This window comes from Streptomyces sp. NPDC015125 (assembly GCF_043080045.1).
Lineage (GTDB): Bacteria > Actinomycetota > Actinomycetes > Streptomycetales > Streptomycetaceae > Streptomyces.
In genome coordinates this window covers 1-21,798 of record NZ_JBIBVF010000032.1, presented here as the reverse complement: position 1 = coordinate 21,798, position 21,798 = coordinate 1, and the positions used below count along the sequence as shown (strand labels likewise).

The window sequence follows — 21,798 nt, the reverse complement described above, 5'->3', positions numbered from 1 at the left end:
TACAGAGAGGGGAGGCGGATCGGCCCTGATGTGACACAGGCGCTCGAACTATTTCGTGCGGCGTCGGAGTCGGGCGCCGTCCGCCTATGCCACGCGGCGGATGTCCCAGGCGTATTTCTCCCAGTACCCGGATAGGCCGATGACCTCCACCGACTTCCCCGGGCGGGGAGCGTCGACCATGCGGCCGCCGCCGGCGTAGATCCCGACGTGACCCCAGCCGTCCTTGTTGAACACGATCAGATCGCCCGGCTGCATCTCGTTGCGGGACACGGGCCTACCGACGTGGCGTTGCTCCTGCGAGGTGCGAGGGAGCGCCACCCGATGGCCGGTGCCCTGGTAGACGGCGTACGACGTCAAACCGCTGCAATCGAAGCCCCCGTTGGAAGGCCCGTTGACCGTTCCACCACCCCATACATAGGGGACACCAAGTTTGCCCAGTGCCGCCTGCACGATGGGGTTCGAGGCCCCGCCGACGTCCGGCCCGGGGCTGCTGGGCTGCGCGGCCGCGTAGACCTTGGCCTGCGAGAGCACCTTCCTCACGTACCAGTCGGCGTGGTTGTACGAGTAGATCGCCTTGTATACCCCCTGGCTGGTCCCGGTCTTGGCGCCGTTGGCGCACAGCATCCGCGCCGCGGCGTACACCGCGTCGGTCGCATCCCACGGCGTGGGCGGGCTCGCACCGCCCGGCGGGACAGGGTGGGCGTACCCCTCGAAGGTGCTCGGCAGGAACTGCATCGGTCCGACGGCGCCGGCCGAGCTGCGCATGGTGGGGTGGCGGGCGTGGTCGGTCTCGACCTTGCCGATCGCGGCGAGCACGCTCCAGTCCAGCCCACGGCAGGCGGCCGGCGCCGCCTGCCGGTAGAGGGCCAGCATCTGCGGCGGAATGTCGCCGACCTGACCGCCAGCAGCGCCCTGTGCCTGGATGGTGCGCTGCTGGTGGCCGGCGGCGCCGTTGGCGACGGCTGAGACGAACAGCACCAGCACACCCAGCAGGGCCACGACACCGCCGGTGCCGAACCCAACGCCGGCCAGGTGGCGGCGCTTCACGGGCGCCCCTGCGGTCGCGGGGCTCGCGCCGGTGGAGCCGGACGGCGCGGCGGCGCGGCCGGGGTGAGGGGCTGGCGGGTGGCCGCGCGCGTACGGATGCGGTGCAGGCGCTGCTGGAGGCTGGCCTGCTGGCTGGAGGCCGGCGGGCTCGCCGGACGCTGCGGCACCATCTGCGTCCGCCGGCTCGGCGCGGTCGGGCGCACCGTCGACGGGGTGAGGCGGCCGGCAGGCCGAACCGCCCTCGATGCGGGGCGTGTTCCGTTCCGCCCTGCGGCACGGCGCGCAGCGCGCGGCGGCGTGGGCGGCAGGCCGCGGTGGGCTCGGATGCGGTTGCTGACCCATCGGCCGCCGATGCCCCGCCAGTATTCGTCGGCGAAGTCCCGTGCCCGGGGCTCGTGCTGGGCGCGGGCGTCGTCCAGGCGCTCGCGCAGCTGGGCGGCGGCACCGGTGAACTGACCGGGCAGAGCCTGAGCTGTGGCCGCAGCACGGCGTGCGGCTCGAGGACCGTAGACGGGCAGCCCGACGGTGGACTGCAGCCCGACCCGGCCCACTCGCCGCCCCACCCTGGCGCCGCCCCGCACGGCACGCTCGGCCCCACGGGCCATCCGCCCGGCACCTTTGGCCAGACGGGTGGCCAGGGCCCGGGAACTGCTGGCGCGGCCGACGCCGCCGATCGCGCCGGCCGCGCCGCCGGTCGCCGCCATCGCACCGAGCATCAGGCCGGCGCCGATGACCTTGCGCACCGAGCCACCGCTGCGGCCACCGACCGGCCCGAGATCCGAGGAAGAGCTGCTGCCGCCGAGCTTGGAGGCCCCAACGCGACCCCGCAGGCGCGCCGCCATGCGCTGCGAGACGTGCATCAGGCGCTTGCGGCACATCAGTGCGCCGACGCAGAGGATGTCGATCACCACGAAGCGCACGACGATCCCGCCGGGAATGGTGGCGGGGGCGGCGGCCACCACGGTGGTCACGGCGACGACGAAGATGCCCAAGCCGAGGACGAGGGCGACCAGCAGGCCCAGTCCGCGCAGGATCGACGTCCCCCGTGACCACAGCCACGCTCGTCCGGGGCCGGGCAGGGTCCCGACGATCATTGCGCAGCGCAGCAGCATGGCCTCCGCGGCGAGCCATGCCTGGGTGGCCAGGTAGGACCCGGCGAGCGCGATGATCAGCACACAGACCAGCGCGGCGCCTATGAGCATGAACACGGCGCCGGCGAGCTTGTCAGACGACGCCTTCTTCAGCTCCTTGGCATCCCCGCCGACACATTCCTTTTCGAACTTCTCGTCCGGCTGGGTGCCCAGGGTGTCGACGGCCCACTGCATGGCCTTGTCCCGGACCACGTCTTCGATCTCGCCACCGATGCCCGGCAACACGATGTCGCCAGCCGAGGGGAGATCCTTGATCTTTTCAGACTGCTCAGCGACGATCTGGTTGAAAAATGCCTGGTTAATACGGGTGCTGATAAAGCGTGAGCGGCACTTCTTACCGCTGTCGTCGGTGAAGACCTGCCCATAGGTCAGCACCATCGACGGCTGGACGACGAACGCTTCGACGATCTTGTCCGTGATCGGGGTGGTCACGTCGGCGACCGCGTTGGCACCGCTCTCGCTGGGGCCGGGGTCGGCTTCCCCCATGACGATGGTGGCTGCGGCGATCCCCAGTTCGCGGGCCTTGCCGACGGCTCCGTCCTGGGTGCCCAGCAGCGTCTGCGGCGGCGAGGCAAGGGTGGTGGCGGCGAGAGCGGAGATCAGCAAGGACGCCGTGATCTCGCCCCAGCCGCGGGACCGATCCCCGAACCACCAGTACCAGGCGGCCGTCACCCCGGAGAACACCAGGAACAGACTGGGCAAACCCAGCTGCACCAGCACACTCGAATACAGCGAGTCCGACACCGCGAGAGCCGGCTTGAGCAAGATCGCCGCCAACTTGAAGCCGAGCGCCCAGACCAAAATCCAGCAGGCAAAAGCCACCAGCCACTTGATGCCGACGAACAGCAAGTTCGTCAACCAGGACTCGATCTTCAGCTCCCAGTCGGACCACTCACCGCTGTCCGCCCCCACGGTGAAGGCACTGACCGGGATGCCGTGGGAGTCGGTGACGTGGAAGGAATCGAGCAGGTCCCCATCTCCCACGTGCATCCGCTTCAGCTTCTTGCGCAGGCTCTCCCTCTGCTCCCGCTGCGCCGTGCGCGCGGCCGCCTTCCCCTGCGCGGTGTCCTCGTACGCCTGCGAGGACGTCGCTCCCGGCGACGGCACTGCGCTGGACCCGCCCGGACCGGGCACGGCCGGAGCCGGGCCGGGGCTGGAGGTGGCCGCCGGCGATGGCACCGGAGCGGCGAAGGCGTGCGTCGTCGCCAGCACCGTGAGGGTGGCCGCGATGCACACCACCACCACGTGGCGCCACCCGCCCCGCCATATCGCCGTCAGCCCGGCCCAGCGCAGCCCCCTCATGCCGCGAGCACCGGGTCGGAGTGGATCGCCGCCGCGGCCTCGGGATCGGCCGGCAAGAGCACCTGCATGGCACCGATCCGCCCGGACAGATCACCGTGCAGGCACTCACCGGCCCGCTGAGTGCGTACGTCGTCGGACACGTCGACCGGCGACAGGCCACGGGTGACCCGCTCGATGAGGTCCTCGTCGTCCGGGTCCAGCCCGAGGAAGGCCAGGGCCCGCTTGGCGAGGGTGACATCGCTCTGCCGGAAGACGAACCGGCGGCGGAACAGCCCCTGAAGGATGCGGCCCAGCTCGCTGTTGCTGCGCCCGATGTCGTCGGCGTCGTGACTGCCGGCGAAGGCCGCCGCATTGTGCTTGCGGCCGTCGCGCAGCAACTCCAGCAGCAGCGCCTCGCCCTCGGGACTGGACGTCAGCCACCAGCACTCGTCCCACACCGCTACGCAGAACTCCGCTGGGTTCTCGAAGCACACCGCCCTGCACACCGCGGCGATCAGGTACAGCACGGCACGACCGAAGAGTTTTTCGAACTCCAGCTTCCCCAGCCGGTCCCCGGACAGCTCGTGCTCCTTGGGCAGAGCAAGGCCGGAGACGGAGAACACCAGAGCGTCGGCCTGACCGGTGTCGGCTACCGGCAGCGTCGGATCGAAAATCATGCGAGCGAGATCCTTGCGGGCCGCGGCCAGCAACTTGCGCGCCAACGCCTGCGAGATCGCATCATGCTTCCCGCGCTGCTGAAGCTCGGCGATCAGCGCGGACATCGACGGCGCCGGCGCGGCCAGGACGGCCTCGATGGCCTCCGACAGCGCCACCCCCGCGTCCTCCATCGGCGCCACGCCCAGCAACAAGGTGAGGAACGACTCGGTGCGGCGCTGTGCCTCGCCGGCGTCACCGAACATCCGCAGCGGATCGAGGGAAACCTGCGCCTTGTCGGAGACGGTGATGACCTGCGTGGTGCCGGGGCAGGCCCGGGCGAATTTCACCCACTCCTGCTGCGGGGTCCGGTCGACGATGACCGCCCGGCCCCGGCTGCTGCGCTGGCTGAGCCGGCGACCGGCGGCCAGGATCGCGTAGACGGCGGCCTTCATCGCCGTGGACTTCCCGCTGCCGAGCTCACCGATGAAGGCTGCCGAGGCACTCGCCTTCTTCTTCGGGCCCAGCAGCCAGTCGGTGTGCACCGGCCGCAGTCCGCCGCCAACCAGCTGCAGGCCGAACAGCGGTCCGCGGCCATCGCCCAGGGCGCCTCCGGCGAACGGGGCGGCCATCGCGAAATCCCTCGCCAGCAGGAACTGGGCATAGGACACCCGGACCTGCGGAGTCCGGGCGCCGGGCAGCATCCCGTAGAAGAGCTGCTCCTGCACGCCGACGGGGCGGGCGAAGGTGTAATCCGTATCGGAGAAGTAGGTGTTGACCTCAGCCGCGCGGGCCTCGGCCTGGTCCGGCGCGGCGCCCCACACGCACAGGGTGGCCAGGGCCTGCACTTCCACTTCGCCCTTGGAGCGGGTGAGCGCGGCGCTGAAGTCGCCGATGCTGTCGGCGGCCTCCAGGACACGGTCGGGCGTCCCGGCCGGCTCGCCGTCATACTCATCCGGCTGGTGCGCCAGCACCCTGGCCTGGCGGCGGGCCTGACGTTCGGCGACGCTGCCGGGGGTGACCTTGAGCCGGACCGTCCAGTCCACCGGGAAGGAGAACTCGTCCAGCCGGGCCAGGTACTCGCTGCCGGGAAAGACGAAGCGCTCGGGCATCTCCTGCAAGGTCAGAAAGGTCTGGTAGGACTCGCCCCACTCGCTGCCCACCTGCAACCACCGCCGCGTGAACGGATTCGAGCTCTCGCCCGCCTCACCGGATGCGGGAAGGGCGCCCTCGGCGAGGGTGACCTCGCCCAGCGCCGCCGCCCCGCGGCCCCGGCCCCGCACGCGGCTGCTCTCCTCGACCTCCGGAAGCAGCGGCTCCACCAGGCCGCGGCGCGCGCTGTGCCCGTAGATCCACAGGATTTCCGCCTCGCTCGCCGGCCGAAGCCGGACCGTTGACGGCCAGGACGCGGCCATCTCCCGGGCCTGCTCCAGCCGCCGGACCTCCTCGACCGCGCTGACCGCGGCGGGCAACAGGCCCAGTTGCTGCGCCACCTCCGCCCGCGCGGCCGCCATCGCCATCCGCGCCGCCTTGCCGGTGCCGCCAGCCGGAAGCGGGACGGCGAGCCAGTCGGCGCGGCTCGTCAGCTCCAGGCCCTCCAGCTGGTCGAGCACCCGCAGCGCCAGCGCCGCATACCGCTCGCTGTTCGCCAGGTCGACGTCGTCGGTCATACGCCGCACGACCGAGGACGGGTCGATCTGCGGGCACAGCGACAGCAGCATCGACTCCCCGCGCAACTGCTTGATCAGCGACTCGATCGCGCGCAGCCGCTGCTCCTTGGCGCCGCGCGAGGTCTGCGGCTGGCCGCTTCCCTGCACCCGCCACAACGCCCAGCACGTGCCGTGCCTCGTCCAGACCACATTGCCGGCCACATGCCGGACCGGGATCCTCATCACTGCCCCTTCTCGTTCGTACGGTCGTCGCGTGCGGCAAGAAGCGCCCCGACACCCGAAGCAACCCGCGGTCCCGCAGGCCCGGCCGACGGGGCCGGGCGAGCCACCAGCCGGCCCGCCGGGGAAATCGGCGACGCAGCATCGGCGGCCACTACCGCCTCCGGCCGCCAGGTGACGGTGCACACCCCCACCAGCGCCCCCCGCCGCGGCATACGCAGGGGCCGACCGTTGATCCGGCCGGCGGCAGACGCCCCGAGAAGGAGGCCGGCCGCGCTGGCCGCGACCGCGAACGGATTGCGCCCGTCGATGTTGATCCGGCCCACCACCAACGCCAGCCCGTAGGGCACCCCGAGCAGCGGCACGACATCCAGCAGCCCGTGGTGCGCCCACAGCCCGCGGGTGAGTGCCAGCGCTGCCAGCGCGACGACGGCGATCACGATCTGCGGCACGGTGTACGGGCCACCCCAGATCCGGCCGCCGCCCGGCAGACGACCCACGACGTTCTGGTGACGGCGGGCCCTGGTGTAGCACCGGCCGACGAGCGGCTCGGTCGGGACGGCCGCGCTCATCACCGGCCGCCGTTCAGCTGGTCAAGGTGCCCGACGACGCGTACCGCGGCCGACGAAGCGGTTCCCCCAGGGTTCTTGAGGTCTTCGCCGACCTTGTCCCTCAACACGGTCATGTTGGCGACGATCGCCATGACCACCGCCCCGCCGATCGCCGCGACAGCAGCCTTCAGCACCGACTTGGTCTGGCCCCACACGACCGCCACGAAGCCGACATACATGCAGCCCAGGACACCGACCAGCAGCAACTGCTTGATCTGTCCCGCGAGGCTGTTGGCATCCGAGATGATCCCGGCCATCTGCAGCCCGTTCACGAGCCCTCTCCTTCGTTCTGAGTTCCGTTCGATGCCAGTGCCGGCGCGGCCTCCAAAGCCGCCACCTCCCACCGGCCGTCCCGCGCCCGCAGCTCGATCGCGTACGACATCGGCCGCCCGCCCGCGCGCTTGTCGCCCTCGACGTCGACCAACAACCGGCGCCGGACACCGTCCGGCGGGACCTGACGCTCGGCGCCCTCAGCCGGAGCCCGGCCGTGCTCAGCGACCTGCACGACCGTCACCGCCGTATACGGAGCAGGCCGCACCGCGTGCAGCGCTGTGCCGGGGGAGAGGTAGCGGTCCAGCTCGCCCCGGCCCGTCAAGTACGCCGTCAAGAAGCCCTTGACCGTCTGCGCCGCCGGATCGGAGGCCAGCGGCGCGTGCGCCGCGCCGTACGACAGCTCAGGAGTCGTCGCCTCCTTGGCCGGGGCTGCGACTTCGGCGGGAAGCGCCGCCGCCGTCCACGCCTCGGCGCCGCGGCCGCCGGTGGACCTCACCGGGACCTGGAAGTACCGGACACGACCGCTGTCCTTCGCCGATCCGGCGACCCGGGCGGCCACGGTCACCGACCAGTAGCCGGCCGAGACCTGCCGCACCTGCACCGCATCCGACGACGTCGCCCGCTCCGCACCGCCCGACGCCGACCACGACATCGACCGGGCCGCCGGATACAGCGCCGCGAACTCGGCAGCCTCCGCGTCTCCGGCGCCCGCCTGCACGTAGGCGGAGACGTACACCTCGGCGAAGCCGGCCGAGGCCACCGCCGCATCCGACGACGCCGGCTGCGCCCGCGGCGCCTCTGCCTGGACCGGCGCGGCCACCGGCGGGGCGGCCGAGGCCAGCGCCCAGCCGCCCATCAGCGGACCGGCCAGCAGCAGGCCCCAGGCACTCCACCGCACAACGGCCGTCCAGTTGGCCATGGCGCCCGTCGACAGCGACGTGGTGGCCCACCCGGTGTCCGGCACACCGGACTCCTCCACGGGCGGCGCCTGCTCTTCCTCGCGGCGCCACTTCATGACTGCGCCCCCTTCCGCAGCAGATGACCCCACGTACCCGTCGGGTCCAGAACCCAGATGCGCCGACCGTCGCGGCAAGCAGCTGCTGCCTGGTCCTTGATGGCCGCCTTCAGGGCCTGGCTCTTGCCGTAGCCCGCAGGTCCGAACGTCGTCTTCACGCCGTCACCCCGCCCTGCACGGTCTTGGACCGGGTCAACTCGGCGATCCGCTCACGCAGCCGCGCCGGCGAAAGCGCCAGCACCTCCCGCACGAGCACCTGCGCCTCATCGGCGTCCCGCTCCACGTACGACCGCAGCTGCGCATCGGTGTCGACCGAGAACGGCTCCGTCACCAATGCGACCGCCAACCGCGTCGCCCGCCGGCGGATCGCCACCAGCCGTAGTTCCTCGTCCCTCAGTTCCACCGCTTCTCCCTCATGTCCCAGCCCCTCGGTCACGACGGCTCCCTCCGCTGTGCTCGGTGCGTGGAATCCCCCCGCACACCACAGAGAGGGGAGCCGGATCGGCCCTGATGTGACACCCACCGCCAAAAAAGTTCCGGCGCGCTCCTCACGCCGCCTCCACCCACTGCGGCACCGCCTCGCGCAACCGCGCCACCGCCCGGCTGCGCCTGCGCCGCAAGGCCACGGGACTGACCCCCAACACGGCCGCGGCCTCGGCATCCTGCGGCGCGCCCTCGCGGTAGTGATCGCAAATGCCGGCTGCCGCCTGCGAGGTGAGCACCTCGCGCTCCAGCGCCCACACCAAGATCTCGACCAGCTCGCCGCGGGTGCCCTCCAGTTCCTCCGCCGCCGTCGGACGGAGGCCGGCCTTCGTCACGGCCCGGGCAAGCAGCGCCGCCTCGGCGGCGAGCGAAGGGTCGACATCGCTGGGACGGGCCGCCAGCATTTCCGCGTCCAGTTGCTCGGAGGGCGCCAGCTCCCGAGCGAGCTCGCGAGAGACCCGATGCCACAGCTCCAGCCGCAGACCCCTCGCGACCCCCCGGGGCCGACGCGCGATCGGGTAGGTGAGCACCACCTCCCACAAGGAGGCGACCACCAGCTGAGCCACGTCCTCAACGCATTCGCCGTCCCGCAACGACCGGCGCATCATCCGCTGGGCGCAGGGGAGCATCGCCTGGACCAGCACGCGGGCGGCCAGGGCCGCATCCCGCTCGTCGCCGGCGCCCACCCGCCGCAGCAGGACCCCCATCCAGACATCGCTGACCGCCGCCCCGCCATGGGCCGCCCGCTCCCGCAGCACGACACACAGCTCATCCAGCGCCGCAGGGGCCTGGCCCGCATCCAGCACGCCGGCGCAGAGCATCCAGGACCGCACCCGGTCGGCGTTGCCGCGCGCAGCGCACAGCCACTCCCACTCGGTGTTCAGACGCGTGATCAACGTCGGTTCTGCGTTCACGGCAGGCTCCTTCCGGATCGAACTGCCGTGAACTCTGCTCAGCGCCCCTTACCAAAGTGCTTGTCCCGGAAATGGAAAGACGCAGGTCATCTGGGGTAACCAGTCGGGTAAGCAGTGGGCTGACCGCCGCCCGGCACGGGGTAAGCGCGAGCACGCGCCCGGAGCGCGAGGCCCTATCCGCGGTCCGCCGCTCATCGACGTCCGCCAGCGACCAGGCGGGTCGTTATCCGTGCCGCTGCTCTCTCACGACCGTGGACGTCGTGGTGGCCGCTTGCAGAGGCGACCGGCCCAGCGCGGCCGTGGCCTGCCCAAGCCGGTCGGTTGGCGGAGCACGTCGCCGGTGGCCGATGGCCGATGGCCGGGCGGGGTGGCCGATGGCCGATCCACCGGCGTCGGCCATCGGCCATGGCCGATGGCCAGCCAGCCGTGGCGGTGCCACCGCACGCCGGTGGCCGATGGCCAAAATGGTCGATCGGCCACCCGCCGGTGCTGGCCGGCCCGGCTGCTTCGGGCGGTCCTCGGGTACGCGCCGGTCAGCACGGTGGGCGCACCGCTTACCCGGGCAGGTAGGACCGCTTATCCCTCCGGCGGCGAGCGCTTCCCCCGCTGCTTACCTCACATTGGCCAGGGCCGGACCGCCACATATCCGGCGCCGGACAGCGGCGCTGATCCGGGTGGTCGATGGCATCGCGTTCGGCTCACCGGGGGCGGTCGTCGGCCAGCTCCAGGCCGAAGCCCCGATTCACTCGTGCGTGTGCTGCGCCGCAATTCGAACATGTGATGCAATCCAGGGGTGATGCCCTCCTACGACTTCCCCGACGACCTCCTGCACGCCCAGCGGGCCTGGTACGCCACCTACCGCCAGCTCGCCGAGGAAGCCAACCCTTCCCAGACCACCGTCCTGCGCCGCACCTTGCAGCGGCTCTCTGTCCGGATCGCCACGCACCCTTACTGGGCAACGATCCCCGGCCAGGCGCCGGCGGCCCGGATGGCGCTCAAGCAGCACACCTGGGAGCCGAGCCCGGCCGAGGCCCGGCGGTGACCGCCTTCATGACTGACGCCCAGATGCGGATCGTGCGGGCGCTACGGGAACTCACCGACGATGCCGGTTACCCGCCCTCCATACGGGAGATCGCGGGCGCGGTCGGGTTGTCCGCGTCCACGGTCGCCTACCACCTGCGTGCCTTGGAAGGCCACGGGATCGTCACCCACGCCCCGCACCGCAGCCGCTCGTACCAGGTACTCCTCTAGGCAGCGCGCCCTCGAGGCGGCTGGATGCTGGACGCCGGCCGCGCAGTGCTCGGACCGCCGTGAGCGATTCGTCGAGGACAGCTGTTGTCGCAGGAACCCCTGCGCGCGGTACCACCGTGGGTTCCACCGTGCGGACCACCGCGCATTCCACCGTAGGTGCCACCGTGAGTACCGCCCTGCGTACCAGGTGCCTGCGCACCGCAGCCGCATTCGTGCAGGTCAGGGCGCAGGGGTAAGCAGTGCGCGTCGCTGACACCTCTTCCTCAGAAGGAGGAAGAGGCCCTTTCTCTCTCTGGACCGTGCAGAGCAGTGCCTGACATAGCAGCCCTGCCTCTGTTCGACCGACTGTCCTCTTGACCCTCCGTGCCTCCTCACGGAACTGTCAGCGCAACATGGCGCAACTCTCTGGACTCAGGAGGCGGACATGGCACTACTTTTCGTTGGAACGGACCCGGAGTCAGGCGGTGGCAACTGCCCGGCGGTCTGGGTCGACACCGACATGGAACAGCCGGAGCTCGTGCTTCAGGGATGGACGGCGGGTGAGGCGATGCGCGCGACGTGCGCTGCGGACAGCCCGCCGGCCGAGAACGAGACGGTCATCCGTATCCCGGCACGGATGGTGCCGCTGATCAGGAAGGCGTGCGATGCCGCAGAGCGTGCCAACACCCCCCAGCTTTGACGAACTGCTGGACTCAGCCCAGCACCAAGCCCTCCACCTCGAACTCCGCGACACCTACGCCGTCGGCGACGAACGCGGTGTCTACGACGCGTTCCTCGCCGACGGCGCCGTGCCGGCCTACGACTCCGCCTTCTGGCGCCCGTGGGTCTCGCTGGTGGAGCGGACCGTCGCCCGCGGGGTCGCCGTCCGGCGCGCCCGGATCGTCTCGGAGCCGGTCACCGACTACGTCCGCTTCGAGCACGCCATCACCGCGAGCAACCTCCGCGCGGGCGAGGAAGTGCGCTGGCTGGGCCGCCGCTGCGCCTCGGACCTGTCGCTGCCGGGCAACGACTTCTGGCTGATCGACGACCGCCTGGTGCGCTTCAACATCTTCTCCGGCGACGGCGAGGCCCAGGACCCCGAGCACAGCGACGACCCCCAGGTCATCAAGCTCTGCACCGACGCCTTCCAGTCGGTGTGGGAGCGGGCCGTCCCGCACGACCAGTACGCGATCTGACAGCACCGAACAGGCCGCCACCTTTCATGACCACCACCTCCCCGTCCTCCGCCGCGCAGGCGGCACGAGCGGCCCTCGCCGGACGCCTGGTGGCCATCCGCAAGAACGCCGGCCTCAAGGCGTTCGAGGTGGCGGCCCGCTGCGGCTGGCACAAATCCAAGGCATCCCGGATCGAAAACGGCCGCGTCCTGCCCTCCGACGCCGACATCCGCGCCTGGTGCACAGCCTGCTCCGCCGAGCAGCACATCGACGACCTCATCGCCGAAAGCCGCAGCGCCGACGAGATGTACGTCGAGTGGAAACGCCTGCACCGCACCGGCATCCGCCACTTCCAGCAGTCCGTGGTCCCGCTCTACCAGCGCACCCGCCTCTTCCGCGTCTACTGCTCCAACGTCGTACCCGGCCTGCTGCAAACCCACGGCTACGCCGAGGCCCTGCTGTCCACCATCAGCGACTTCCAGGGCACCCCCAACGACGCCCCCGACGCCGCAACCGCCCGCCTGGACCGCTCCCGCGTCATCTACGAGGGCAACCACCGCTTCGTCCTCCTCATCGAGGAGACCGTGCTGCGCCACCGCATCGGCGCGCCCGAGGTGATGGCCGGCCAGCTCGGCAAGCTGCTGGAGCTCATGTCGCTGCCGTCGGTCGCCTTCGGTGTCATCCCCTTCACCGCCGAGCGGACCATGTGGCCGCTGGAGACCTTCATGGTCTTCGACACCGACCGGGTGCAGGTCGAGACGCTGTCCGCCGAAATCAACATCACCCGGCCCTCGGAGATCGCCGTCTACACCAAGGCGTTCACCGCACTACAGAACCTCGCGGTGTTCGGCCCGAAAGCGCGTGCCCGGATTCTCGCCGCGATCGAGGCTCTCGGGTGAATCGGCGCAACTTCCAGCAACTTTCTTGAGGCGCCCATCCCCGCCTGTCTAGCGTCGAACTGCCGGATTCCCGGCATGCGGCCCATGACCTGAGCGAGGCCCTGATGACGGATGCGCCCAGCACGCGCACGGTCCCGTCCGACCCCGACGGCACGACCGAGGCCCAGCTCCCCCTGGACCGCGAACCGCACCTCTCGCTCGTCAAGGCCGTCCTCGCATGGACGGACACCGCCGATCTCCGCGAAAGCGACCTCGCCCAGATCGCCCTCCAACTCACCGGACACACCCAGATCGTCGCCGCCGACCTACGGCGCCGCGCCGCCGCACTGCCCGAGGACAGCAAACGGCGTGTCCTCGTCGACGTGGTGCTCGCGGAGGCCGACCGCCGCCTGTCGATGCCGGCACAGGGCACCCTCGCCTGCTGCCAGAACAGAGCCCGGCTCGTACGCGCCCTCTACGAGCGCCTGGACCGTGTCGCCGGCCTCGCACCCCGAGCCACCACGGCCTCCTGAGACCCCGCGCACCCGGACGCGACCGCAACCCCCGGGTGCGCGGTGCACGGCACCACGCCCCGCCCAATCCGGGCCGGGCGAGCACCACTCGACACCGAGAGGGGCACCACCGTGAGCACCGCAACGACCGAACTGCGCAGACTCCTGACCATCACCGGCCAGCGCTTCAACAACGGCCAGCCCGCACCCGAGATGTTCTCCCCGGCCGTGGACGCGGCCTGGCACGAACTGCTCGACACCCCGCAATACGCGGCCCTCTGCCAGGAGAGCGCCGGCCGGCCGATCGGCCACACCGCCACCAGCGGCCACGGCCCGATCTCCTGGGTCACCGCCTACGAGGAGGCGTACGGACCGCTGCCGCAGATCTGGTTCACCGACGCCGACGGCAACGTCGACCAGGACGCGCTCGCCCGCTACCGGGAGACCGGCACCGTGGTCGCCGAGTGGGACTGCGCCCCGATCGGCGGCGGCGACGTCACGCCCGACCGGCCGGAGACCGCCCGCCCGTGACCACCGGCCGCACCAGCGCAGCGCCCCGGCCCACCGCCGGGGCGCTGCGCCTCATCGAGGCCAGCACCACCCGGCCGACGACGGTGGATCTCAGCGACTATGCGCGGCAGATGACCGCCCACTGCCCCTACCTCGCTCCGTCCCTGCGGGCGGGCCTGACGACCTGGACGGTCTACCGCGCCGCCGGCGACGCCGAAGCCGTCCAGGCGGAGCTGTTCCACGCGGGCGTCCAGGCCGCGGAGTGGCTGCGGCCTTTGCTGAACCGGCCGCACGGCCTCCTGCGGTGCGAGAACATCGTCCTGCTGGGCGAGGTGCCCGGCTCCCGGCACCGTGACCTGCTGGCCTGGCCGCACTGGGTGCTGAAGAACCTCTACGGACCGGTCGGGGTGATGTTCGGCAAGTTCTACGCGGGCCAAGAGGAAGTCACCGCGGCCGGCCACCGGATCCCGGCCGCCCCCGCCTCGTTCCTCCCCGTGAGGGCCGCTGTCCGACTCCGCGACCCGCGCTTCCTGCGGGCGACCCCGGATCTGGCGGCCGCGCTCGCGGCAGCAGCCGACGACGGTCGCGACGTGTTCGAGCACATCCCCACCGAGTGGACGGAGATCCGCACATGGGCCCGACATCTTCTCCCCCCAGCGAAGCCGTCGCCCTGCTCACTGGACAGATCGGCGAGCTCACCCACACGCAGCTCCTGAGCGACCGGCGCGGCTCCCGGGCCTGGAAGGTCCAAGGCCCCAGGGGAGCTGTCGCGGTGAAGGCGAACAACCCCAACGGCGACGACGCCCGTGACAAGGCCGCGGAGATGGCTCAGGAGGACGACCACCTCCTTCGCCTCACCGCCGCCGACGCGATCGGCCCCGACTACCGGGTGAGCGCGGGGACATGGGAGGGCGGCCGGTGGCTGGCCGTCAACTGGATCGACGGTGTTCCCCTGTGGAGGGCCCTCGCCCTCGCCCGTGGTCCCGAAGGAGACCGACCCGCGGTCCGCCCCTGGCTCGCGGGCATCGCCCGCACCTGGACCGAACACCTCGCCCGCATGCACACAGCCGGCTGGGCCCACGCCGACGTCCAGCCCACCAACACCCTCATCACCAACGACGGCCACGCCGGGGTCATCGACTACGCCCTCGCCTGCGGCCCCGACGGCCCGCCGCGCCTGCCGTACCGGGGAGCGCTCACCCACACCACCGCTCCCGAGATCGCCACCGCGATCCTCTCCACCCCCGCCGACGCCCACATCCAGGCGCAGCCGGCCGCGGACATCTGGAGCCTGGGCGCCTCCTTGTTCTGGTGCTGGACCGGCCACCGCCCCGTCTCCTACGACGACACCACCGACCGGCTGGAGAAGCTGGCCGCCATCGCCAAGGGCACCACCACCGCCCTGCGCGACGTCCGGCCGTGGCCGTTCCCCGAGTTCGAGGACGCCGTCACTGCGTGCCTGGCACCCGATCCCGCCGACCGGCCCACCGCGAAGGAGCTGACCGCCGCATGGTGACCCTGCGCGCCCTGGCCCTCGAGGACGCACCCGCCCTTGCCCGCATCTACAGCGGCGCCTCCATCCGGCACACCACCGGCAAGCCCCTCACCCTCGACCAGGCCCACGAGAAGATCCGCACCGCCCTCGCCCGCGCCACCGAGACCCCCCGCGCGCAGTGGAGCTGGGGCATCGTCGCCACCGGCGAGATGATCGGCCTGATCTCCCTGCGGCGACGAACCCCGTCCATGGGCACCCTCAGCTACATCCTCCGCGAGGACACCTGGGGCAACGGCTACGCCACCGAAGCCGCCCAGCACGTGGCCGACTTCGCCTTCGCCACCGCCGGCCTGGAGCGCTTGGAAGCCATGCACCACCCCGACAATCCGGCCTCCGGCCGCGTCCTGATCAAGACCGGCTTCACCCGCACCGGCACCTGCGACCGGCGCACCGACGACGGAACCACCGCGGTCTACCAGGTGTACGCCTTGCCGTTGCCCTGAGCACCGGTGTGTCGCGCCCAGCTACGCTGAGCCGATGCCCGTCATACCCGCCCTTTTCCGCGATGCCGAGACCGACCACCCGCCATCGCCCAGTGGTGCTCCACCATCCTGGCCGGCGACACCGCCCGCCTGCTGCTCCTGGGGCCGCACTGGTCCGGCAAGTCACACACCGCCTACGCCGCGCTGCGCCGCCTCCTGGCCGCCGGCTACCCCGAGGCGGACATCACCGTCCACGAAGCCCTTGAACTCAAAGGCATCTATGAGCCCGGCATGATCGAGAACACGACCAGGGTCACGGTGATCGACGATCTGACGATCTCCGCCGACCTGGCGCGGGAGGCGACGACGCCGCTGGAGACGGACTCTGCCGATGTGCAGGCGCTGATGGCGTTGGAGGCGGGAGCGCTGGCGGATGCCGCCGCCCGCCTGAGCCTGCTACCTCGGCGGTCCTGGATCCTGATCGCCTCCAGCATCGAGCAGCTCATCGAGACGGTCGGCGAAGAGACCGCCGAGCGCCTTGTTGCCGTCGCCGAGCAGGCCGAACTGGCGCAGCGGCCCCGGCCGCGCCTGGACTGGTAAGCAGCCGACGGGTCGGCATACGGCACGGGCCCGGTCTCCGAGGAATCGGAGAGCGGGCCCGGAGCCTTCAGGTCACTCCCCTTGAGCGTCTCCCTCGGTATCTACGTCCTCGTTTTCATCTTCCGGCGGGGCAACAGGGGCAGCGGCCCTTTTGGGTAGGGAGGCGGCCATGCTCTCAATGGCGCCCATCTGGGGCAACGCGGTTGCGATATCAAGTTTCGGGATGGAGGCGGCCAATTCCCGGGCGAGTCGTTGCGCTGGGTTGTCGTAGAGCTGTGCCTGGGTCGCGGCGATCTGCTGAGCGAGCCTCTGTACCGGGCCGTCGTACAGCTGCGCCTGGGTCGCGGCCATTTGCCGGGCGAATTGTTGAGCTGAGTGGTTGTAGAGCTGGGCCTGCGTCGCGGCCAGTTGCAGGGTGAATCGTTGCATCGGGCTGGTGGCCACGTCGAGCTTGGGCATGGACGCCGAGAGCTGTTCGGCCAGCAAGCGCTCCGCAGGTGCACAGGCAGCGAGAAGGTCCTTTTTCGCACTCGCTGTTAGGCTCGCGACCCTCTGCTTGAGGCCGCGCAGAATCGTCATGCAGGGCTCGTCGTCGGTATCCGGCGGAGAGGGCTCCGCCGTCGCGAGCAGGGTTGGTGCTTCATCCGCCGTGGTTGTAGAGAAAAGGATCTTCATCTGCCATACACAGGCAACATAACGGGCGCCCGCTTCGTCGCCATTGACGGCAAGCCCGTACAGCACCCAACGTGCATTGGCCGTGTACCAGACGTCGCCTTCGATCTCGTGCCCCGTGACATCCGAGACGCTGAGCAGTTCCACCTCGGGGGAACCCAGCCACTCACGCCACTCTTCTGTAGCGTCGGCGGCTCCCAGACCGGTGAACCCGGTGGGGGAGTTGAGGACCTCAACAGCTGTCTGAGCAACCCGTTCCCGAACAGGCAGCGACCTCAGCAACTCCTCCGCGGCAGCCGCCGCGTCCGCCCCCGACACCTCCTTGGTGAACTGGGAAACGACTTCGGAAAAGTCCGCGAGTCGGGTAAGACGGTCCTCCAGACCACGCACGTCCTCGTTCATCGGGTACGGGTAGACGGCCCCATCCCCGAAGTCGGCGGTGTTGTTCGTGACGAAGCAGACGTGCTCGTCGGGGTTCTCCCTAAGGAACTCCAAGATGGAGAACCAAATCGCAACGTCACGGGCGCCCTCAGAGTGATCTTTAGCTCGCTTAGCCGGTGGCAGAGACGTCGCCTCGCGGGAAAGAGCCTTTCGGGCGGACTCTCCACTGGTCTCGATGACTTCGAAGATCTCGCCGTAGACGCTTCGCCAATGGTCCAGGAGCCGCTCAAGGTCAAGCGGCTCTAGCTCACTCTCCAGCTCCCAGGGCAGAGCGCCACGCAGCTCCTTCAGGGCCTTCACCGCCGCCCGGTGCTTATCGGGGTAGAACTTCGCCTGATGAGCAGCCATTTCCTCCATCACCATCCAAGGCACAGCGACCCTGTGGTGTCCCGACTGCCGCAATTTGCGGAGTATGTCAGCCCGTGGGCCGCCGGGCGGCAGAAGATGGACCGCGTTGGTATCAAAGATGAGCAAGCATGCCTCCAGGCTGATACATCGTCTCGCGAAGCGCTCCCCCCACGCTGCCCGCTTCAACCCCAAGAGCACCAGCTGTGGGATGCACCTCCACAAATTCCAGCTGGGGCCACTTCTGTGCGACACCGACGGTTGGCGTCATGCCCACTCCATGCCCAGCTCTCGCAGTGCGTCCAGCTGCTCTTCGGTGAGCTTGTCGCGGCGCTGCTTCTGGTTGGCGTACCAGATGCCGACCTTGGCCTCGGTCCCGTCCGGCAGGATCACCACCGCCTTGCGCGGTGGCTGGCCTCCTTCCTGCTCGACCCACTGCGCAAGGGCTGCCAAGCCGCGCTGGAACGCCTGCTGCGCCTTGCTCCCACCCTTCGCCGCGCCGCTCTTGGTCGCGTCGGCCGCCGCCGGAGCGCTTTCCGCCGGGGCGGCGGGAGCCGCGGCGAGCGAGACGCCCCGCACGCCCAGCGCGGACAGCCGCTCCCGTTGCTCGGGCATGAGCTGCGCCCAGGTGCCCGGCTCCTGCTGCCGCCACCGCCAGATGCCGATGTCGTCGCCCTCGAAGACGACGCCCGGCCCGATGTAGGGCAGGACACCGTCGGCGTCGACCAGGCTGGCGAGCACCCGGTAGTGGCGCTGCCAGTTCAACGACCAGGGGCAGTTCCAGTCCGGGTCGATCGCGGTGAGCTGCTCCGCGCGCTCCTGCGCCCGTTCCGCGTTCTTGCCGAGACCGCCCTTACGCCGGAGGTTGGCCAGGTGCTGCCCGATGGGCACCATCTCCTCGCCCTCCCCCCACACCGCGTCCTGGCGCGGCGCGAGATGCCCGGTGGCCCGGTGGTAGGACCGCAGCGCGGCGAGCTTGGCCTCCCACGCTTCCTCGCCCGGCTCCCACACCATCCCGGCTTCGTCGAGCAGCTCCTTGCGGTGCGGGTCGAGTTCGCCGTCCCGCAGGGCCCGGCGCTGCTGGTGCACCCAGCGGCCCAGCGGGAAGGCGTCCGTCGAGCCGGCCGTGGTCTCGACGTCGTAGGGCACCGCGTGCAGGCCGGTGATCTCGTTCTCCGACCGCCAGCGGCGCAGGGCTTGGTAGCCCTCCAGCCAGACCAGCGACTCCGGCTGGATGACGCGGCACCGGGCCAGGGCTGCGATGTCGGCGGCGTCGCGCGGCCGGGCGAAGTTCACCACCACCGCGTTGACACGGTCCACCTCCCGCTGCACCTCGCTGTCGGCCTCCTCCGTCTCGCCGCCCTCTGCCCCCGCAGCGCCGGCTACGCCGCGGGCGGGTCGGACGTGGAGGCGCCCATGCGGCTCGCCGCGGGTCAGGGCGCGGGAGGCGAGCTGCTCGACCATCCGGACCGAGTGCGAGCGCAGTCCCTGGAGGATGTCGACCAGCGGCTGGTAACTGGCCGAGGCCACCATGTCCTTGGGGTCCTCACCGGGCTCAAGGAAGATCGGGATGATGATCCGCGCCGTCTTCACACTGCCGTCAGGGTTCGGCCGCAAGGCGCGGCCAATGTTCTGGACGATGTCGACCTGAGAGGTGCGGGAGCCGACGATGCACACCGCCTCCACCCCGCGCAGCCCCGTAATGTCGACCCCGACGCCCAGAGCCCGCACCGAGGCGAGGAACGCGCGGTGGACCCGCTTGCCGGCGGCGTTGATGCCGTTGGCGAACCGGCCGATCACCTCCCGCCGGCGGGCGACAGGGTGCTCCCCGCACAGCCAGTCGGCCCATACCCGGTCCGGGGGGACGTGGCGGTTGTCCTCCAGCTCGTAGAGCTCGGCGTCGAGGGAGGAGTCGGGCAGCTCCTCCGCATGGGCGAGAGCGGCCGCGGAGGCTTCAGCGGTGTGCAGCTCGGCGGCGGTGGCCGGCATCTGCTCGGCGAACGCGCGGGCCTCTTCCACCCGCTGGTGGAAGGTCATCACGGTGTGCAGATTTCGAGCGGCGGCGTGCTCCAGCAGCGCGGCCTGCAGCAGCGCCAGGCGCCGCCCGCGCAACGCGTCCTCGGACAGGCCCAGGATGGGCTCGGGGTCGCGGATCTCCAGCACGTCGATCTCGAAACCGGCAAGGATCGAGCGCTCCACAGCCTCCGCCAGCCCGAGGTCGAAAATCCTGGGGCCGTAGGTGGCCGAGTCGGCTTCCATCGAGGCGATCACCAGCTCCCGGCCGTCCCGGACGCGCTGCGGTCGCGGCGCGGCCAGGATCCGGGGGGTCGCGGTGAGGTAGAGGCGGAAGTCGACGGGGATCCGGCTGTTGTCGTGGATCGCGGCCCAGGGCCGGCCGATGTCGCCGGCGGTCATGTGTCCTTCGTCCAGGACGGCGAGGTCGAACCCCGCCATCGACTGTCCGTAGAGGCGCTCGCCGCCCGCCAGGGCCGTCTCCAGGGGCCCGCGGACCTTCCGCTGCCCCGTGGGGTCGGTGGGGTCCTCCCGGTCCACCAGGGAGGCGTACGTGGCGAACACGACCACCGGGCCGCTCCCGGCCCACAAGGCAAGCTGGATCGGGTTGGTGGTGGTACGCACCCCGAGCTCGTTCAGCACCGGGTCGTTGTCCACCGAGCACACCGCGACCATCGGCGCCCGGTGCCCCACCCGGCGCCAGGACTGCGCGCTCTGCACGATCAGATCCAGCGTGGGCACCATGACCAGGATCCGGCCTTCGGGGAAGTACTGCAGCGCGCTCGCGGCGGCCGTGATCGTCTTTCCCGACCCGGTCGCTGACACTCCTGTGGCACGGGCACCCTCCGGCGGCACGGACGATCTTGCAGGGAATCCCACCCACTTACCAAAGCTCATTTTCTGGTCTACCTGGTGTTCCTTCAGCGGAATCGCCGACATTTCCATGCCTCCCCGAGTGCTAATTTCCTGTGGTCTTTCAGAGGGCCGCGTGCGGAATGCAGGCCGCGCCCGAGTCGTTCCAGATCGACGAATCCGCCTTGTGCCAGCCGCCGGGCTTTCCGTCCTTGAAGGGCAGCTTGTCGTCCGGGTCGTAGTGCCCGGCGTCGAGCGTGCAGACGATGACGTCTCCGTCTGCGTTCCGCGTGCGCGCGGTGCACAGACCGCTGGCCTCACCCAGCGCCTCCAGCGCCCGGCGCCGCACCATGGTGTGCGGGTGGGTGCGCGGCAGCACGCTCTCCCGGACGAACTTCTCCAGCCGTGCAAGACTGGCCCGTTCACGCTGCCTCACGTCCGCGATGTGTACGGTCAGTTCAGCGGCCCCGGCAGACCGGCCGCCGCGCCGGGACCAGTCCCGGTCCGCAATGCCCACCAGGGCCTCGCTCACCGTCCTCACCCCGTCGTCCCAGCCGTCCTCGAACACCGGGCCCCGCGAGCGCGACGCCATGCCCTCCAGCTCCACAACCTCGCTCTGCGCCCCGGCGACAGCTCCGGCCTGCAGCGCGGCCACCAGATCGTCCGCCTCGCTCGCGGGCACGCCCTGCGCCTGGAGGAGCGCGAACACGCGCAGCCGGGCGTTGGTACCCGCCGTCTGATACTGACCCACCCGGCGCACAGAATCGCTGCTCAGCGCAGGATCGGGTTCGGTAGATTCGTGGTGACCGGTCATCTGCGGTCGTTCCTCTCGGAATTCCGGGGAGGTTCCCTGATGGTTGGGGGTGTCCCGTGTTTCCGCCAACGGTACATGCTGCATCAGCCTGATGCATGCGCTACACTGGAACCCACACGAACGAGCGACCCACACCCCCGATAGTCAGCCCGGCCCGCGCAGCGGGCCTTCAACGGTCCTGGAGGCGCAGTCGGAAGGACCGTCAGGCGGGGGAGCGCAGCGAACCCGCCCGGGAGCATCCCACACTCCCTCAACTCCCGCACAAGGAAGCCGACTAGCCGCACCGTCAGGACCCGATCGGACCGGCCGCGCATCGCGCGGCCCACCGGGCGCGCAGCGGCCGGCCCCCTCAACTCCCGGAGCGCAGCGAAGGGAGTTGGCCCACGCATCGCATGGGCAGCGGGAGCGCAGCGACCGCCCCCCTTGCACATCGCGCAGCGATGTGGTACCCGCTCCGCGGG

The 21,798-nt window shown here is 70.7% G+C and carries 23 protein-coding genes; 11 read left to right on the top strand and 12 right to left on the bottom strand.

The window, feature by feature from the left end:
• Window positions 1-84 precede the first annotated feature (84 nt).
• The 9 genes from ACF088_RS38865 to ACF088_RS38825 all read right to left on the bottom strand — a co-directional run bounded on the left by ACF088_RS38865 (window position 85) and on the right by ACF088_RS38825 (window position 9,318).
• Window positions 85-1,047: an NlpC/P60 family protein gene (locus ACF088_RS38865; RefSeq protein ID WP_392380699.1), complete on the bottom strand. Its 963-nt coding sequence runs from the start codon at window positions 1,045-1,047 to the stop codon at window positions 85-87.
• Window positions 1,044-3,500: a hypothetical protein gene (locus tag ACF088_RS38860; RefSeq protein ID WP_392380698.1), complete on the bottom strand. Its 2,457-nt coding sequence runs from the start codon at window positions 3,498-3,500 to the stop codon at window positions 1,044-1,046. The genes ACF088_RS38865 and ACF088_RS38860 overlap by 4 nt, the downstream gene beginning before the upstream one ends.
• Window positions 3,497-6,025 carry an ATP-binding protein gene (locus ACF088_RS38855; RefSeq protein WP_392380697.1) on the bottom strand — a complete coding sequence of 843 codons (2,529 nt, stop codon included), beginning with the start codon at window positions 6,023-6,025 and terminating at the stop codon, window positions 3,497-3,499. The genes ACF088_RS38860 and ACF088_RS38855 overlap by 4 nt, the downstream gene beginning before the upstream one ends.
• The gene (locus ACF088_RS38850; protein WP_392380696.1) at window positions 6,025-6,594 is read right to left on the bottom strand and encodes a hypothetical protein; all 570 of its coding nucleotides are present in this window, start codon (window positions 6,592-6,594) and stop codon (window positions 6,025-6,027) included. The genes ACF088_RS38855 and ACF088_RS38850 overlap by 1 nt, the downstream gene beginning before the upstream one ends.
• A complete protein-coding gene (locus ACF088_RS38845; protein ID WP_392380695.1) occupies window positions 6,594-6,905 on the bottom strand; it encodes a hypothetical protein in 312 nt (103 codons plus the stop codon). The genes ACF088_RS38850 and ACF088_RS38845 overlap by 1 nt, the downstream gene beginning before the upstream one ends.
• Entirely contained in the window at window positions 6,902-7,921 is a 1,020-nt protein-coding gene (locus ACF088_RS38840; protein WP_392380694.1) for a conjugal transfer protein, read from the bottom strand. The genes ACF088_RS38845 and ACF088_RS38840 overlap by 4 nt, the downstream gene beginning before the upstream one ends.
• On the bottom strand, window positions 7,918-8,079 hold the full coding sequence (locus tag ACF088_RS38835; RefSeq protein WP_392380693.1) for a hypothetical protein: 162 nt from the start codon (window positions 8,077-8,079) through the stop codon (window positions 7,918-7,920). Before ACF088_RS38835 ends, ACF088_RS38840 begins: the two co-directional genes overlap by 4 nt.
• Window positions 8,076-8,357, bottom strand: coding sequence for a hypothetical protein (locus ACF088_RS38830; RefSeq protein ID WP_392380692.1), 282 nt, complete (start codon window positions 8,355-8,357; stop codon window positions 8,076-8,078). Before ACF088_RS38830 ends, ACF088_RS38835 begins: the two co-directional genes overlap by 4 nt.
• Before the next feature lie 112 nt (window positions 8,358-8,469).
• Complete coding sequence (locus tag ACF088_RS38825) at window positions 8,470-9,318, bottom strand: hypothetical protein (RefSeq protein ID WP_392380691.1); 849 nt, start codon at window positions 9,316-9,318, stop codon at window positions 8,470-8,472.
• A gap of 796 nt (window positions 9,319-10,114) precedes the next feature.
• On the opposite strand from ACF088_RS38825, the gene ACF088_RS38820 reads away from it, so the two are divergent.
• The 11 genes from ACF088_RS38820 (at window position 10,115) to ACF088_RS38770 (ending at window position 16,200) form a co-directional block, all read left to right on the top strand.
• Window positions 10,115-10,360: a hypothetical protein gene (locus ACF088_RS38820; RefSeq protein WP_392380690.1), complete on the top strand. Its 246-nt coding sequence runs from the start codon at window positions 10,115-10,117 to the stop codon at window positions 10,358-10,360.
• An 8-nt stretch (window positions 10,361-10,368) separates the two neighbouring features.
• Complete coding sequence (locus ACF088_RS38815) at window positions 10,369-10,569, top strand: LexA family protein (protein ID WP_392380689.1); 201 nt, start codon at window positions 10,369-10,371, stop codon at window positions 10,567-10,569.
• A gap of 424 nt (window positions 10,570-10,993) precedes the next feature.
• A complete protein-coding gene (locus ACF088_RS38810; protein WP_392380688.1) occupies window positions 10,994-11,248 on the top strand; it encodes a hypothetical protein in 255 nt (84 codons plus the stop codon).
• Window positions 11,214-11,744 (top strand): DUF6879 family protein, encoded by a 531-nt coding sequence (locus ACF088_RS38805; RefSeq protein ID WP_392380687.1) that lies wholly within the window; start codon window positions 11,214-11,216, stop codon window positions 11,742-11,744. The genes ACF088_RS38810 and ACF088_RS38805 overlap by 35 nt, the downstream gene beginning before the upstream one ends.
• 26 nt (window positions 11,745-11,770) lie before the next feature.
• Window positions 11,771-12,622 (top strand): helix-turn-helix domain-containing protein, encoded by an 852-nt coding sequence (locus tag ACF088_RS38800; RefSeq protein ID WP_392380686.1) that lies wholly within the window; start codon window positions 11,771-11,773, stop codon window positions 12,620-12,622.
• A gap of 104 nt (window positions 12,623-12,726) precedes the next feature.
• A complete protein-coding gene (locus ACF088_RS38795; protein ID WP_392380685.1) occupies window positions 12,727-13,134 on the top strand; it encodes a DUF6415 family natural product biosynthesis protein in 408 nt (135 codons plus the stop codon).
• Window positions 13,135-13,245: 111 nt separating this feature from the next.
• Window positions 13,246-13,644 (top strand): hypothetical protein, encoded by a 399-nt coding sequence (locus tag ACF088_RS38790; protein ID WP_392380684.1) that lies wholly within the window; start codon window positions 13,246-13,248, stop codon window positions 13,642-13,644.
• Entirely contained in the window at window positions 13,641-14,339 is a 699-nt protein-coding gene (locus ACF088_RS38785) for a DUF6875 domain-containing protein (protein ID WP_392380683.1), read from the top strand. The genes ACF088_RS38790 and ACF088_RS38785 overlap by 4 nt, the downstream gene beginning before the upstream one ends.
• Window positions 14,255-15,139, top strand: coding sequence for a hypothetical protein (locus ACF088_RS38780; RefSeq protein ID WP_392380682.1), 885 nt, complete (start codon window positions 14,255-14,257; stop codon window positions 15,137-15,139). The genes ACF088_RS38785 and ACF088_RS38780 overlap by 85 nt, the downstream gene beginning before the upstream one ends.
• On the top strand, window positions 15,133-15,621 hold the full coding sequence (locus ACF088_RS38775) for a GNAT family N-acetyltransferase (protein WP_392380681.1): 489 nt from the start codon (window positions 15,133-15,135) through the stop codon (window positions 15,619-15,621). The genes ACF088_RS38780 and ACF088_RS38775 overlap by 7 nt, the downstream gene beginning before the upstream one ends.
• 270 nt (window positions 15,622-15,891) lie before the next feature.
• On the top strand, window positions 15,892-16,200 hold the full coding sequence (locus tag ACF088_RS38770; protein ID WP_392380680.1) for a hypothetical protein: 309 nt from the start codon (window positions 15,892-15,894) through the stop codon (window positions 16,198-16,200).
• A 72-nt stretch (window positions 16,201-16,272) separates the two neighbouring features.
• On the opposite strand, the gene ACF088_RS38765 is transcribed toward ACF088_RS38770, so the two are convergent.
• The 3 genes from ACF088_RS38765 to ACF088_RS38755 all read right to left on the bottom strand — a co-directional run bounded on the left by ACF088_RS38765 (window position 16,273) and on the right by ACF088_RS38755 (window position 21,274).
• On the bottom strand, window positions 16,273-17,859 hold the full coding sequence (locus tag ACF088_RS38765; protein WP_392380679.1) for a PIN domain-containing protein: 1,587 nt from the start codon (window positions 17,857-17,859) through the stop codon (window positions 16,273-16,275).
• Between the two features lie 66 nt (window positions 17,860-17,925).
• Window positions 17,926-20,610: a Helicase associated domain protein gene (locus ACF088_RS38760; RefSeq protein ID WP_392380678.1), complete on the bottom strand. Its 2,685-nt coding sequence runs from the start codon at window positions 20,608-20,610 to the stop codon at window positions 17,926-17,928.
• A 37-nt stretch (window positions 20,611-20,647) separates the two neighbouring features.
• Complete coding sequence (locus ACF088_RS38755; RefSeq protein ID WP_392380677.1) at window positions 20,648-21,274, bottom strand: hypothetical protein; 627 nt, start codon at window positions 21,272-21,274, stop codon at window positions 20,648-20,650.
• Window positions 21,275-21,798 lie beyond the last annotated feature (524 nt).